The 15,053-nt window shown below is 35.0% G+C and carries 15 protein-coding genes and 1 pseudogene; 9 read left to right on the top strand and 7 right to left on the bottom strand.

The window, feature by feature from the left end; translation table 11 throughout:
* Nucleotides 1–13 precede the first annotated feature (13 nt).
* From AC13DP_RS08075 to AC13DP_RS08055, 5 genes are all read right to left on the bottom strand, one after another.
* On the bottom strand, nt 14–1,015 hold the full coding sequence (locus AC13DP_RS08075; RefSeq protein ID WP_483067526.1) for a family 43 glycosylhydrolase: 1,002 nt from the start codon (nt 1,013–1,015) through the stop codon (nt 14–16).
* The gene (locus AC13DP_RS08070) at nt 1,015–1,662 is read right to left on the bottom strand and encodes a family 43 glycosylhydrolase (protein ID WP_483067552.1); all 648 of its coding nucleotides are present in this window, start codon (nt 1,660–1,662) and stop codon (nt 1,015–1,017) included. Before AC13DP_RS08070 ends, AC13DP_RS08075 begins: the two co-directional genes overlap by 1 nt.
* Entirely contained in the window at nt 1,623–1,976 is a 354-nt protein-coding gene (locus AC13DP_RS08065) for a hypothetical protein (RefSeq protein WP_483067525.1), read from the bottom strand. Before AC13DP_RS08065 ends, AC13DP_RS08070 begins: the two co-directional genes overlap by 40 nt.
* Nucleotides 1,973–4,357 (bottom strand): beta-L-arabinofuranosidase domain-containing protein, encoded by a 2,385-nt coding sequence (locus tag AC13DP_RS08060; protein ID WP_483067524.1) that lies wholly within the window; start codon nt 4,355–4,357, stop codon nt 1,973–1,975. Before AC13DP_RS08060 ends, AC13DP_RS08065 begins: the two co-directional genes overlap by 4 nt.
* 248 nt (nt 4,358–4,605) lie before the next feature.
* Complete coding sequence (locus AC13DP_RS08055) at nt 4,606–6,153, bottom strand: alpha-N-arabinofuranosidase (RefSeq protein WP_483067523.1); 1,548 nt, start codon at nt 6,151–6,153, stop codon at nt 4,606–4,608.
* A 391-nt stretch (nt 6,154–6,544) separates the two neighbouring features.
* On the opposite strand from AC13DP_RS08055, the gene AC13DP_RS08050 reads away from it, so the two are divergent.
* Nucleotides 6,545–7,234, top strand: coding sequence for an NUDIX hydrolase (locus AC13DP_RS08050; RefSeq protein ID WP_013071568.1), 690 nt, complete (start codon nt 6,545–6,547; stop codon nt 7,232–7,234).
* A 68-nt stretch (nt 7,235–7,302) separates the two neighbouring features.
* Here the strand turns inward: AC13DP_RS08050 and AC13DP_RS08045 are convergent, their stop codons facing one another.
* Nucleotides 7,303–7,878 carry a T9SS type A sorting domain-containing protein gene (locus AC13DP_RS08045; protein ID WP_483067522.1) on the bottom strand — a complete coding sequence of 192 codons (576 nt, stop codon included), beginning with the start codon at nt 7,876–7,878 and terminating at the stop codon, nt 7,303–7,305.
* Between the two features lie 218 nt (nt 7,879–8,096).
* On the opposite strand from AC13DP_RS08045, the gene AC13DP_RS08040 reads away from it, so the two are divergent.
* Entirely contained in the window at nt 8,097–8,975 is an 879-nt protein-coding gene (locus AC13DP_RS08040) for an AraC family transcriptional regulator (protein WP_013071566.1), read from the top strand.
* A gap of 84 nt (nt 8,976–9,059) precedes the next feature.
* Here AC13DP_RS08040 and AC13DP_RS08035 read toward each other — a convergent pair whose 3' ends face one another.
* Nucleotides 9,060–9,407, bottom strand: coding sequence for a 4Fe-4S dicluster domain-containing protein (locus AC13DP_RS08035; protein WP_013071565.1), 348 nt, complete (start codon nt 9,405–9,407; stop codon nt 9,060–9,062).
* A gap of 142 nt (nt 9,408–9,549) precedes the next feature.
* Here AC13DP_RS08035 and AC13DP_RS08030 point away from each other — a divergent pair, with 142 nt between their 5' ends.
* The 7 genes and pseudogenes from AC13DP_RS08030 (at nt 9,550) to AC13DP_RS08000 (ending at nt 14,941) form a co-directional block, all read left to right on the top strand.
* Nucleotides 9,550–10,617: an acyl-CoA reductase gene (locus AC13DP_RS08030; protein ID WP_347407531.1), complete on the top strand. Its 1,068-nt coding sequence runs from the start codon at nt 9,550–9,552 to the stop codon at nt 10,615–10,617.
* Nucleotides 10,618–10,717: 100 nt separating this feature from the next.
* Nucleotides 10,718–11,782 (top strand): 3-phosphoserine/phosphohydroxythreonine transaminase, encoded by a 1,065-nt coding sequence (gene serC / locus AC13DP_RS08025; protein ID WP_347407532.1) that lies wholly within the window; start codon nt 10,718–10,720, stop codon nt 11,780–11,782.
* Between the two features lie 19 nt (nt 11,783–11,801).
* Nucleotides 11,802–12,773, top strand: a pseudogene (locus AC13DP_RS08020) (NAD(P)-dependent oxidoreductase).
* 273 nt (nt 12,774–13,046) lie between these two features.
* Entirely contained in the window at nt 13,047–13,661 is a 615-nt protein-coding gene (locus tag AC13DP_RS08015) for a DUF937 domain-containing protein (protein ID WP_272957758.1), read from the top strand.
* A gap of 182 nt (nt 13,662–13,843) precedes the next feature.
* Entirely contained in the window at nt 13,844–14,269 is a 426-nt protein-coding gene (locus AC13DP_RS08010; protein ID WP_013071560.1) for a DUF6146 family protein, read from the top strand.
* A gap of 45 nt (nt 14,270–14,314) precedes the next feature.
* Complete coding sequence (locus tag AC13DP_RS08005) at nt 14,315–14,617, top strand: DUF6787 family protein (protein WP_013071559.1); 303 nt, start codon at nt 14,315–14,317, stop codon at nt 14,615–14,617.
* Nucleotides 14,618–14,941 carry a hypothetical protein gene (locus AC13DP_RS08000; RefSeq protein ID WP_013071558.1) on the top strand — a complete coding sequence of 108 codons (324 nt, stop codon included), beginning with the start codon at nt 14,618–14,620 and terminating at the stop codon, nt 14,939–14,941. It abuts the gene before it with no gap.
* Nucleotides 14,942–15,053 lie beyond the last annotated feature (112 nt).

Raw genomic sequence — 15,053 nt, 5'->3', positions numbered from 1 at the left:
TTTTGTTTGAGTCTTATTCTAATATTAATTCTATTGGCCAATTATCTTTCCAATGCAACTCTTTGATCTTAAGTTTAGGTTTGGCGCCATCTTCGGCATCATAGGCATGGAAAAACATATAGTCTTTTCCATCAAAAGTATAAACACTATTATGACCGGCACCGTACCATTTTTCATTCCCTTCAAGAACCAGTGTTCCACCTCCATTAACTAAAGATTTTCCTGTTTTATCTAGAAAAGGTCCTTTTACCGATTTAGAGCGACCAACCACAACTTTATAGGTGCTGTTTTCTCCGCGACAACATAAATCCCAAGAAATGAACAGGTAGTACCAATCCTGTTTTCGAAAAATAAAGGGAGCTTCTAAAGCTGCATCTCCGGGATTTTTATCCGGGATTTTGAATGAGCGCTCTCTTCTGGCAATTGTTTCCCATTCCTGCGGTACTGCAATAGATTTTAAATCGGAACTTAATTTCACCAATTTCAATCCCTCCCAAAACGAACCAAAACTTAACCAGGGTGTTCCTTCTTCATCAAAAATAAGATTAGGATCGATAGCATTCCATAAATCACGGTTAGGGATAGATTCAATAACAATCCCCTGATCTTCCCATTTATAATCAGGACTATCCACATCTAAAGTTTTATTTATTGCAAGACCAATCGCCGAGGTATTTTTAGCAAAAGCGGAAACCGAATAGTACAAATAAAATGAACCTTCAAATTCAGTAATATCAGGTGCCCATATATGATTTCCGAAATTAGGTACAACGCTATCTGCCCATTCCGGTTTTTTAGAAAAAACGGGCGCCTCACGCTTCCATTCTTCTAAATCTTCTGAGGAAAACATCGCTATTCCTCTACCTGTACAGAATAAATAATATTTCCCATTGGACTTAATAGCAACCGGATCATGAACAATAACTTCATCGGTAGGTATTGATTCTTGCTGTGCTAAACAGATAATAGAAGCATTCAGAAAAATAAGTACTATTAAATATCTAAAAGCTTTCATTATTCCTGAATTCCTTCTGAAGTCATAATCACGCGCTTTAATGTATGATCATCATTATAGTACAAACGATCGATAGATACCGATCTTCTATAGCTACCACCGTGAGTTGGAATGCTTCCATTATGATAAATAAAGTACCATTTATCTTTAAATTCGATAATTGACTGATGATTGGTATTAGAATTTCCGGCGACTTCATTTAAAATTCCTTTATATTCCCATGGGCCTTCGATTGATTTACTCATGGCATAAGCAATTTTTTCTGGAAATTTATATGCAAATGAAAGGTAATACCAATCGCCTTTTTTATGAATCCAGGGCGCTTCAGTAAAATGTGGCAGATCTATCGTTTGAATTTCACCTTCAAATTCGACCATATTATCCTTTAATTTCACCCAATACAGCTGGGTATTTCCCCAATATAAATAAGCCTGCCCGTCTTTGGTAATCCAAACAGTTGGATCTATGTCATCCCACCAAATATCTGTATATTCTGTAGTCATATCGTTAGTTATAATCGCACTACCACGAGCATCTTTAAAAGGACCAGTTGGCGAATCAGATACTGCCACGCCAATTGCTTTTCCCGGATGACTATCATCGTGTTCTACAGTAACATACCAATAGAATTTCCCATCTTTTTCGATAACCTGAGCTGCCCAGGCAACCCTTTAGCCCATTCAAAATCGGTTGGCTTTAGCGGAACCGGATGTTCTTTCCAATTCACCATATCGGCAGAGCTGTATACCAGCCACTCGTGCATTTCGTATTGATCTCTATCATTTGGAGCCTGATCGTGACCTGCATAGATATAAACCGAGTCCTGATACACCAAAGCTGCGGGATCTGCGGTATACTTATCGGTTATAATTGGATTGTTAAAGCGCTCCTCTTGTGCTCTTATCACCCCTGAAATAGCCAATAAAGCGCCAAAACATACTACTTTTATAATTTTTATCATTGCTTTTTCATTAATCTAACGCCATAGATTCCGGCAGTTCTGGAACCTGGTTCGGCTTCAAAGCGTATGCTTAGAGTTTCATTTTTTTGTTGAACTATTTTCTTTGGCAATTCGTAGTCTTTGGTAAAAAATTCAGGGCTGCGATCTCCCTTTAACTCTTCATTTACAATCGTCATCCCATTTACCATAATTTTAAATTTACGGTTGCCATCTAAACCAAAATATGTTATTCTTATACGGGCAGCTTTGTTTTCTTCATTGTTCAGCTCATAACTAAACCAGCCGGTAGCATCTCTCCAATGACGATCCTGGTTTACGCCAGCATTCGAATTTTCAGTCTTGATAAAATGATCAGATTCCGGTTGCTGCTCCCCCGGACTTACATAATCGATAGTTACTGCTTCCAACTTACGTTCAGCAACTTCTTGTTCTTTTCTTTTTTGCTGAATAGCTGCAAGACTTTCCGGTGATTCTACCGGCAGGTAAATGACATATCTGGAATCGTGAACCTTATAAAAAGGCTCGAACTCTAAATCCTTAAATTCTGAAGGGTATAAAACCGATTTTGCTGAAAAACGAAGATCTTTTTTAGAGTCTATCTGAACCTTAGAAGCCAGATCATACAGATTCTCTAAAAGAAAAATTGGAGTTTCTGAAAGCGGAATCTTTTTACCCTCGGCAATATGACCTCCCCTACTGGTATCTGCAAATAAACCTTTTAAGTCCTCTTTTCCAGTTTTGGCTGCCAGCACAAGTGGTCCATATTTCAAAGATTCATAGTCTGATCCATCGGGTAATCTCTCCGAAGTGATATTCATGGGTAATCGCATTGAAATTTGATCATCATCTTCCCATTTTCTAGTAATAGAAATATAAGAACCCGGTTTTTTATCGAATTTCACCTTTTTATCATTTACCTGAACATCAAAACCTTCTCCTGCCCACGAGGGGTAACGAAGATTTATAGTTAATTTTTGTGGTTTCTGGGTTTCAATTTTAAAAGAAGCTGTTTCAGCATTCGGAAAATCAGTTTCCTGGATTAGTTTAAAGTTTTTATCCTCCCAGTTCACTTCTGAAGGAATAAAAAGATTTACATATAACGCATCATCACTATGCGCGTAGATCATTTCGTTGTACTTGCCGTGATTTTCTAAACCAGAGCCTACACAACACCACATGCTGGTTTCTGGCTGTGAATATACGCGGTAATGGCCTGGCCGCATAGGTGTGAAATAAACAAATCCGCCTTCAGGATGCTGAGAAGAAAGGATGTGATTATATAAGCCCTGTTCGTAAAAATCTATATATTTTTCTTCTGGATTCGCCAAAAACAACTTCTCACTTAGCTTTAGCATATTATACGTATTACAGGTTTCTGGTCCCTGCACACTATTTATCATACTCGAAAAATCATCGGCGGGATGAAAATGTTCTCTAACACTATTTCCCCCTATAGAAACGGTTCTATTATTCACTACATTTTCCCAGAAGTAAGTGGCTGCATTATGGTAGTCTTTATTTTGATCTAAAGCGGCAATGGTTTCATAACCAATCACTTTTGGAATTTGCGTATTGGCATGCATCCCGTTTAAAATATCTTTTTCATGTTCTAAGGGATCAAGGACTTGTTTTTGAGTAAAGGCATAGGCTAAATCTAAATACTTTTTATCACCGGTCATTTTATAAACATCAGCAAAAGTTTCGTTTAATCCGCCATGTTCTGATTTCAGCATTTCCTGAATTTGCGCTTCAGAAAGGTTGGCGGTAATATCGATCATCCAATCGGTTAAATCGATAAGCATTTGCTTTGCCTCCTCATTACCAGCAATAAGATAAGCATCCCGTAAACCCGCATAAGTTTTATGAATATTATAAAGCGGTACCCAACCCCCGTTAAGGCTAAATCCGCCCGCGTTTATTTTTCCTTCTGAAATTTCTTTCCATATTCGTTTACTATCAGGAATTCCGCCTACATATCCATTTCCATTGGCATCCTGCGCTTTTTTTAGTTCGCCAATCATATAATTTAATCGCTGTAAAGCCTCATCACTGCCAGCTGAGGCATACATTTGGGCAAGCGCTGTTAGATAGTGCCCTCCAATATGACCGTCTAAGCCTGTATTTTCCCAATTAGGGTAACTCTCTGCTTTTGGTTGTAAACCAGCCTCTCTTAAAAAAGGGGCAAGTAAACGATCCGGCTCCATTTGCAAGATATAATCCAAATCGGTATACATGGCTTCTTCAAATAAACCTGTATGAAGCTTAACATCCTTAAGATTAAAGAGAGATAATTGATTTTGTTGCGCAAAGGAAGGGATACTAAGAATTGCGATTCCTGTAACTAATACTGTTTTTTTGAAACTTGGAATTCTAATATTCATATCATACAGTTAATAGACTAATTTTTTTTTTGATCACCCAGGTACCATATGGAAGAATGATAAAAATTTGCTCAATAAATTCTTTTAAAAAATATCATCACTAGGGCATTTTTACTATAATGATGAATAAAATTGGGCTAATTAAAAATGTCTTCTTTTCAACTCTTTTTCTGGATAATTAACATTGTATCACGACAAACATTATATTTTAATGATATTAAATAATAACAAGCTTGTCCCAAAGTTGTTTACTTACTTTCCAACACCACTACAGAAAAAGGAGGTAAGGTCATCTCTAATCTTCCTTTTTTGAATTTAAAATCTTTAAATTCTGATGGCGTAATTTTTTCAGGATCATCAAAAGTATTATGATCCTGAAGTGTTTCTGAAACTAAAATTTCTGCATTAAAATCATCAAGATCAAATCCTGAAAGATCAAACTCCACTTCGTTTTCATTTTCAGCATCAATATTTACAGCTGAAATATGCAGTACACCTATACTATCTTTAGAGGCTGATATAGAAACTGCGGGTAAAGATTCTCCTTCAAAAGTATACTCTGGAGCTTCAAATTCTACTGGCAATAATTGTGCATCCTGATGAACTTTATACATTTCCATTACGTGATATGTTGGTGTAAGGATCATCTTAGCACCATCGGTTAAAGCTACTGCCTGTAATACATTTACCGTCTGAGCCAAATTCGCCATTTTAACACGCTTACTGTGATTATTAAAAATATTTAAAGAAACACCGGCGATCATAGCATCACGCATGGTATTTTGCTGATATAAAAATCCGGGATTTGTACCTTCCTGAACATCGTACCATCCACCCCACTCGTCTACGATAAGTTCGATTTCTCCTTTTGGATCGTATTTATCCATAATTTCACTATGCTTTGTCACCAATTCTTCCATCTTTAAAGCTGTTTGCATCGTTGAAAAATATTGCGCTTCATTAAAATCTACAGCATCTCCTTTGTCTCCCCACTCTACAAAAGAATAGGAATGTAGCGCCACACCTTCAATTAAATGATGAGGCACATCGCGCATTATAACTTCTGTCCAATGGTAATCATCTACATTAGCGCCAGATGCAATTCGGTATAATCCGGTTTCATTATCCCAATTGGTCATAAATGTTGCGTATTGTCGATAAAGATTTGCATAATATTCCGGTGTCATATTACCCCCACAACCCCACATTTCATTACCAACACCCCAATATTTAACGCCCCATGGTTTTTCTCTTCCATATTCTCTACGAAGATTGGCCATTGGGCTTTCACCACTATGATTTACATACTGAATCCAGTCTGCAAATTCTTGAACCGTTCCGCTGCCTATATTAGCCGCCAGGTAGGGCTCTGCACCAAGAACCTCACACAGGTTTAGGAAATTATGTGTACCAAAACTGTTATCTTCCGTAACTCCTCCCCACCATTGATTTACAATCGTTGGGCGGTCTTCTTGAGGCCCTATACCGTCTTTCCAGTGATAGGTATCCGCAAAGCAACCGCCAGGCCACCTCAGTATAGGGATTTGAAGGTTTTTCAAAGCCTCAATCAAATCGTTACGCACACCATCTGTATTGGGAATCTCACTATCCTCACCAACGTACAATCCACCGTAAATACAACGTCCTAAATGCTCAGCAAAATGACCATAGATATTCCGGTTGATTACAGGAGCATCTACATCATTACTAATAACGACTGAAGTCTGCGCCTGCAAAGCAGAAAAAGAGAGCACTAAAAAAAGTAAAGGAAAACGGAATAGGTTGATATTTTTCATATTATCTAAATCAAGTTGTTTATTTGAATTTGAAATTTACCTAAGACTTAAAGTTTAATTGGGATAGCATTCAATTTTTCCCTCCATCCGAAAACCATTTCGAATTACTACCAAAATTTTGAATCCTCTACTAAAATTAAACTCTAATCATTATAAGTGTAAATATCACATTTCCAAATTTAATTAAAGTTTGATGAAAAAACCAAATATTATTTTAGATATTTTTAACGAAATACAATCAAATAAATGAATTTCATAATTCTATAGTAGTCTAAATGAGCTCTAAGTAGGTTTCCTAGTATTTTTATGAATTTTTCCATTACTTTCGACGTACGTATCGATTATGATTTACTTTTAAATTATCCTAAATTGCCCATTTTAAATTTTATCAATGATTCATAGTTATAGTTCTGAAGATAAAGTACTACTTGCCGTAGACTGTATCATTTTTGGTTTCGATGAAGAAGAACTTAAAATTTTACTGATTAAAAGAGACTTTAAACCAGAACGTGGTAAGTGGTCGCTAATGGGAGGTTTTTTAAAAAAGGATGAGAACCTGGACCAGGCTGCTAATAGAATTTTACATCACCTAACCGGAATCAATAATGTATATTTAGAGCAACTTTATAATTTTAGTAAAGTAGACCGGGATCCTGTAGAGCGTACGCTATCGGTATCTTATTTTGCTTTAATTAATAGTGCAGAACATAATACCGAGTTAACCGAAAATTATTCTGCCAAATGGTTTACGTTATCTGAAGCACCTTCCTTAATTTTTGACCATGGCAAAATGGTAAAACATGCTATTAGTAGATTACGTTACCGCGCATCTAACGGACCTATAGGATTTGAATTGCTTCCAGAGAAATTTACTATGAGACAACTGCAAAAGTTGTACGAAGCTATTTTAGGTGAAAAACTGGATAAACGTAATTTTATAAATAAGATCAACTCCTTAGATATTTTAGTGAAATTGGATGAAAAAGATATGAGTTCTTCCCGCAAAGGAAGTTTTCTTTACAAATTCGATCAGCAAAAATATAAACGTAAAATAGATGATGGCTTTTCGTTTAAATTATAATTAAAAAGCCGACTAAATTAAATTTAGTCGGCTTAATTATAAAACGTTTAATAAAATTAATCTTTTTATTATCCTAATGTAATTGTTTTAGTAATCGTACGGTCTCCTACTGTTAAAGCGATCATGTATTTTCCAGCCGGTACTTCAGAGAAATCGAATGTTTTCTTTACTACAAGATCATTATTTGTAGAAGTAGTCATTAAATTACCATCTGCATCATAAACTCTAAAAGTAGCATTCTCGTAACCTGGGTTAGTAAAAGAAACCATAACCTTATCTTCTAAAGTCTTATAAAAAGGCTTAAAGAATATTTTTGAAGAGGCCTTATTAACCGTAACTCCGTCATTATCTTTACTAATTACCGTAGTAACAATACTATCATCTTTCTCAAAGTTTAAAAAATATGTTCCTTTTGGAATACTATGAAGATCTAAAGCTTTTTTATAAGAAGATTCCATAAGTGTATCTTTAAATAGCACCTCTCCACTCATATCAGTTAAAATTAAACTAGATCCTTCCTGAGTATTTTCTAAACTTACAACTAACTGCTCTTTTTTAACTTTAACTTCTATATCCTTAGCATTCACAGTATTTCCTAATACTAATGCCAAAACCAAAACTGTTACTTTCAATAGATTTTTCATGATTTTCGGTGTTTTTGTTAAATTACTAATTATCCGTCAACAAATATAAAGCGAAACCTAAGCGCAGATTAATAGAGAATGAACTAAAATATGTGTTATTTTAACCGAAAATATTATCGTAAAAGGTTAATTTTGTACTATATAAATTTTTGGGTTAATTTTAAACATAATAAAACATTCATAATTTGCTACCCCATTTCGGCTAAAACGTTATCGATATGATAAAATCACAAAAAGCAGTTTTTGAAAAGGTTGAACCTCAATTTGGTAGTTCGTTCAGATATCAGACTTTTGATCATTCAACCCCAAATAAAAACAACAATTTTTGGCATTATCACCCAGAAATAGAATTGGTTTATATAAGTAGTGGCTCGGGAAAAAGACAAATTGGAAGCCATGTTTCTTATTATCGCCAGGGTGATCTTATACTTATTGGTTCTAATTTACCCCATTGCGGTTTTACCAGTACATTAAATAGATACGAAAGAGAAACTGTTATACAGATTCATCCCGACTTTTTAGGTAAGACCTTTTTTAATATTCCAGAAACTAAAAATATTGTCACTCTCTTGGAAACAGCCAAAAAAGGAATTGTTTTTCATGGTGAGGATAAAAGATATATTGGTGAAAAGATTGAAGAAATTAAACACCGATCTCCATTTGGACGTTTAATTGCACTACTCGAGATTTTTAAACATTTGGAAGAGGCCAGGAATTATACCATACTTAATGCCCATGGCTTTGTCCTGGAAACCGAGTTGCAGGATAACAATCGTATTAACCAGATCTTTAATTTTGTAAAAGAAGAATTTAAACGATCGATTGCTTTGGAAGAAGTTGCTGAACTTACCAGCATGACGGTTCCTGCTTTTTGCAGATTCTTTAAAAAAATTACAGGGAAAACATTTACACAATTTGTAAATGAATATCGACTTACACACGCCGCAAAGCTTTTACACGAAGCACAAATAAGCATTACCGATATTTGCTTTGAATGCGGCTTTAATAATTTTAGTCATTTTAATAAGCAGTTTAAAAAGTTTACTGGCAAATCACCTTCTAAATACCGCAATGAGCTTCGAGTGAATATCTCATAAAAAAAGTCCGTTTTTGCAAACGGACTTATATATTTTTGAAAGTTCAGTATAGTTGAAACCTAGAATGAGATATTGACTTTTTGATTACTCGTGCATAAACTTTTGTTTTGCGAGTAACTCTTCTTCAGTTTCAACATGATCTTCATCAGGAACACAACAATCTACCGGGCATACTGCCGCACATTGTGGTTCTTCATGAAAACCTTTACACTCTGTACATTTATCTGGTACAATATAGTAATACTCATCACTTACCGGCTCTTGGGCTTCTTCAGCATTAGCCTCTGTACCCGATGGTAATACGATATCGCCAGAAAGTTCTGTACCATCTGCATATCGCCAGTCATCAGCTCCCTCATAAATTGCTGTATTTGGGCATTCTGGTTCACAAGCGCCGCAGTTTATACATTCATCTGTTATAATGATTGCCATAGCTGTTTTTTTAATTTATAAAAATAAGGCGATTCTTCTCTTTTACTTCCAGTTTTAGGAAATTTTATAGTTTTTCCAGTCAGGAAGTTTTAATTTCGCTGTTACAAATTTAACGTGAAGGCTTTTCATAACCAAATTAGGAATGACAATAAAAGAACGTATTTCATATTTTTCAAAATTAGGCGATTTTCTTAAGAATTTTAATACTGAAAATGATGTAGCGCTAAATCTTTCTGAAATCGATAAAAAATATTTCGACGAATTGGAATACAAAATCAATTCGGCCGTACATTATAATGGTTGGTTTACCAGAAACAATATCCTATTTGCTTTAAAACAATGGAGCGAAGCCTTAACCAAAGAAAATCTGGAAACCTGGCTAAAAACCTACGCGATTAAAGAGGACATCACTCCAAAAACCGTTGCCATCATCATGGCTGGAAATATTCCTTTAGTAGGTTTTCATGATTTTTTGAGTGTTTTAATCTCTGGGCATAATGTTTTAATTAAGCCTTCAGATAACGACAAGCAGCTTTTACCTGTTTTATGTAATTATTTAGCGGAATTAAATAGTGAATTCGAATCTAAAATTTCTTTTACTCAGGAAAGATTAGAGAATTTTGATGCCGTCATTGCTACGGGAAGCAATAATACTGCGCGTTATTTTGAATATTATTTTAAAAATAAACCGAATATTATTCGCAAAAACCGAAACTCGGTGGCTATTATTCGTGGAGATGAAACCGAAAGCGAATTGAAGGCTTTGGGAGAGGATATTTTTAGATATTACGGACTTGGTTGCCGCAATGTATCCAAGTTATTTCTACCTAAAAATTACGACTTTGATCATTTTTATAAAGGAATTTATCACTGGAACGATATTATTAACCAAAATAAATACGCCAATAACTATGATTACAACAAAGCCGTGTATCTTATGAGTGAATTCAATATTCTGGATAACGGTTTTTTAATGCTTAAAGAGGATGAAGGTTATGGCTCACCAATTTCTGTATTATTTTATGAGTTCTATGAAAATAAAGATCAACTTCAGCAACAATTAGAAGAAAAAGCAGGGCAATTACAATGTGTGGTACGAAAAGAAATTTCGGCAAAAAATGAAGTGAAATTTGGCGAAACTCAGCATCCAAAACTTTGGGACTATGCCGATGGTGTAGATACGATGGAATTTTTGATCAATTTAAACTAATAAATTCTTCGCTGTTTCAACAAATTTTAACATGTAAGTTCAGAATGTACGACCTACAGCAAAGAAAAGCTCCATTTAAGAGCGCAATCCTAAATACAATATGAAAAAACATAATTTTAGTGCAGGACCATGCATTTTGCCACAGGAAGTTTTCGAAAAAGCTTCTGCAGCAATAATGGACTTTAATAACACTGGCCTTTCAATTCTTGAGATTTCTCATCGTAGTGAAGCTTTTGTTTCGGTAATCGAAGAGGCTCGCGCTCTGGTTTTGGAACTTCTAGGTCTTCAGGATAAAGGTTATCAGGCCTTATTTTTACATGGCGGCGCCAGTATGCAATTTTTAATGGTTGCCTATAATTTACTTGAGAAAAAAGCGGCATATACCAATACCGGAACATGGAGTAGTAAAGCGATTAAAGAAGCAAAATTGTTTGGCGAAGTAGTTGAAGTTGCTTCTTCTAAAGATAAAAACTTTAATTACATTCCCAAAGATTATATAATCCCGACGGATACTGATTATTTTCATTGTACCAGTAACAATACCATTTATGGGACACAAATGAAAACTTTTCCTAAAACCCAGGTACCGTTGGTATGTGATATGAGTAGTGACATTTTATCAAGAACCCTGGATTTTAGTCAGTTTGATTTGATCTACGCAGGCGCACAAAAAAACATGGGTCCTGCAGGGGTAACCCTGGTCGTGGTAAAAGAAGAGATTTTAGGCAAAGTAGCACGACAAATTCCATCGATGATGAATTACCAGGTGCATATCGAGAAAGATAGTATGTTTAATACCCCATCTGTTTTTGCTGTCTACACTTCTTTGCTAAACTTGCAATGGCTTAAAAAGTTAGGTGGAATTGCAGGGATCGAAGACAAGAATACTAAAAAAGCAGCATTACTTTATGATGAAATAGATCGCAATCCTCTATTTAAAGGCTTTGCTGAAAAAGAAGACCGATCGATCATGAACCCCACTTTTAATCTTGCTGAAGGAGCTGATAAAACTACTTTCGATAAACTTTGGAAAGAAGCGAATATCAACGGAATCAACGGCCATAGAAGTGTAGGAGGTTATCGCGCTTCCATGTATAATGCGATGCCTATAGAAAGTGTACAGGTATTAGTGGATGTCATGCAACATTTCGAAAAAATTTCATAATTCAGAAAAATAAAAATCAATGAATATTTTAGTTACCGATGGCCTTTCACAAGCCGCAATTTCCCAATTAACCGAGGCCGGCTTTAATGTTTTATCTGTGAAGGTTGCCCAATCTCAGCTAAAAGAATATATCAACGCCAAAAACATTGAAGGAATCATTTCCCGTAATACCTTTATCGAAGATGAAGTAATTACGAATGCTCCTCAATTAAAATTCATTGGCATAATCGGTGATCAAAAAGTAATCAATTCGGTTTCCAATGCCGAGAAAAATGGCATTCAATTCATCACAGCTCCTGTAGCCGCTACACGTTCTGTAGCCGAACTTGTTTTCGCTCATATTCTTGGTGGTAGTCGTTTCCTACACCATTCCAACCGAAATATGCCGCTAGAAGGTGATATGAACTTTAAAGATCTAAGAAACTTCTATTCAGGAGGCATCGAACTTCACGGCAAAACCCTTGGTATTATCGGTTTTGGTAAAATTGGCCAGGAAGTAGCAAAAATTGCCCTTGGTTTTGGTATGAAAGTTATTGCCACAGATCCTAAGGTAGCCGGAGCAAAGCTTCAGATGAGTATTCAGGATTAAAATGTAGAAATTGGTCTTAAAACAATATCCTTAGAAGAGATTTTAGAAAATTCTGATATTATTTGTTTAAGTGTTACGCAACAGAAAAAACCGATCATAAATGCTAAAGAGATCGCTTTAATGAAGCCAAACGCCGGAATCGTTAATATCTCTAACGGGAATGCGATCGATGAAGAAGCGCTGATTGAAGCTCTGGAAGATGCAAAAATAAAATTTGCTGGCTTAGACACATACGATAATGAACCTACACCGGCTATTAAATTATTGATGAACGAGCGCATATCTTTAACTCCACATATTGGTGGTCTAACTGGCGCCGCCACAGACCGATCAGGAGAAGTCATTGCCAAAGAAATAATAGCTAGATTTCACGGCAAATCTGGTATGGATTTCTTTAAATAATTCCCGTAAACCTTAATACTCCTAAATTTCTTTCTAATCCCAATCCCAGCTATTTTTATAAGTCAGGGTTGGGATTAGAAAGAATATAAGCTTTCGTTGCAAGCTATACTTTACTTCCTGTCCTATTTTGGATTATAATAAAGCTTTAACAATACGCCCGACTTTTATTGATTAACTTCGGTATACTGTACCAATCGCTTCAAAAAGATTTTTACAAAATTCTCATTAAACTAACTATGCTAAATCTATAGTTAGTTACAAAAAATTAGTATTATGGCATCAATATTAGACATTCTAAATACCAATTTAGGCAAAGAACTTATCAATAAAGCCTCTAATAAAACAGGGGTTTCATCAAATAATGTGTCTTCGGTTTTAGGAATGGTACTTCCTTTAATTTTGGGTAACTTTAAAAATAAAATTCAGGAAGGATATAGTGAAGCCCTTAATGAAATGCTGGAAGAAGCCCCAAATCCTTTTAAATTCATGACGGTATTTTCTCAAAAGGAAACCAAAGAGCTTTTACAATGTGGTCATGACTATGGTGAAATGATTCTGGGAGAAAACTTCAGCAGCGTAATTAACACTATAAGTGATTCTTTAAATGTAGATAAAGAAGCAGTACGGGAAATAACGACCATTTCGATTCCTGTAGTTATCGCCATTTTAAGCATCCAAAAGAAAAAAGAAAATATTAATAAAGATAAAGATATAGAGGATCTTATTGATAGTGCTTTAGGCAGTTCCTCAAAATATAACAATTCGTTTTTTGATACTATTTTCAACATAAAAAATGATCCGAACTTTATTCCCGAAGCTTCAGAAATGGTAATTGGTAAAAAGAAAAAGAAAGACAGTATTTTAAAAGGTTATACCGGTGGTAAATAATTTACTTTTTACTTAATTTGCCAAAATAAATACCTTATTAAGGAATTTGAGACTGCAAATGAAAATGCCTCCAAATACCAATAACTATCAGGAAACAATGAGAACATCAAAAACTTTCTGTCCAAGGATTTTTTCAGGGATTTAAACATTTAAAAATCAAATTTCAACCTAAACTCATTCGTGTGAAAAATATACTTTACATCCTGCTGATGTTGCTGTTTGTTTACAGCTGTGGATTAACTAAAAATAGTGGTAGAGGTGATAGAAATACCAGCGCTGAAAACGATACGGTTAGAATCGCAAATGATAGCCTGGAATACGAAATCATTATCATTGAACCAGGTTTTAACTTGTTTATTAATAGTATAGCGAGACCTCAAGGGTATTATTCCCAAACTTATCTTGAAAACAAAAATCGCATTTTAGTTAATGATTATAATAACCGCGTTCGCCAGCCAATGCGCTATAATAATAATCTTTATGTACAGGAGATTAATTATGATCCACAGATAGATTATGGCTACGAAGTAAATTATTTATTATATTATTATTTTGTCTATCTAAGCAGGCAGTATAATCAACGGTTTACGGTACCAACACGTATTTAAGTCATTATGGCTTTAAAACTTCATTCCTTTTAATATCTTTGCAACATGGAGAAATTAAAAGAACGTTGGGGATTAACCACTAATCGTCAGTTAGTTGTAATCCTACTTGTTTTCGCTATTACGGGGTCCACAGCTGCAAAATTAGCAGCTCCGGTAACCACTTTTCTAGGAATAACCCCGCAACATGAATGGTATATTTATTGGCCTGCCAGAATTTTATTTTTATTTCCTATATATCAGATATTGTTAATATTAATTGGCTGGATTTTTGGGCAATTTCAATTTTTCTGGACATTTGAAAAAAAAATGCTTACTCGACTGGGATTGGGCAAATTCTTTAGAGATTAAATGAAAAAAACGCTTAAAAATATATTATTTGTTTTCGCAGCGTTTATCATCGTATTTCCTGCAATTGCTAATTTTGCACATGTCTTTAGTGGTCACCATCACGGACTTTGTGATAATTATGCCAAGCAGCATATTCACCATCCGGATTTAGATTGTAACCTTCATAAATTTCATCAAAGCCCTGCATTAAATCTCGAAATTTTAAATTTTGAGCCTATTGTTCTTAATACACAGGCTAAACATCTTTTCAGCTTTTACGAATTTTTAAGTGATTATCAATCTCGGTTATTCGAACTTAGAGGTCCCCCCTCAATGGTAGCATAATCAATACAATTCCCCTTTCCTGTAGATAAGAGCAAAGGAAAGTTTCATTTATGATCGTCCGTATTATATCTTAAAATTTATAATCTTTCTACTTTTAGAGCTATTTATGGCT

The organism is Zunongwangia sp. L-65 (assembly GCF_056859415.1).
This window is presented reverse-complemented; position numbering and strand designations above follow the sequence as displayed.